The 249-nt window shown below is 100.0% G+C and carries 1 protein-coding gene; it reads right to left on the bottom strand.

Features of this window, described 5'->3' with window-relative positions:
* Positions 1 to 249 (bottom strand): hypothetical protein (locus JHD63_RS25320; RefSeq protein WP_198973217.1); only part of this gene is annotated, 249 nt, incomplete at both ends.

The raw sequence follows: 249 nt of genomic DNA, 5'->3' as shown, positions 1-249 counted from the left end.
CCCCCCCCCCCCCCCCCCCCCCCCCCCCCCCCCCCCCCCCCCCCCCCCCCCCCCCCCCCCCCCCCCCCCCCCCCCCCCCCCCCCCCCCCCCCCCCCCCCCCCCCCCCCCCCCCCCCCCCCCGCCCCCCCCCCCCCCCCCCCCCCCCCCCCCCCCCCCCCCCCCCCCCCCCCCCCCCCCCCCCCCCCCCCCCCCCCCCCCCCCCCCCCCCCCCCCCCCCCCCCCCCCCCCCCCCCCCCCCCCCCCCCCCC

Origin of the sequence: Xylophilus sp. ASV27 (assembly GCF_016428875.1) — a bacterium.
GTDB lineage: Bacteria > Pseudomonadota > Gammaproteobacteria > Burkholderiales > Burkholderiaceae_C > Xylophilus.
Note: the sequence above shows the minus strand (reverse complement) of the source record. Positions and strands in the feature narration are given on the sequence as shown.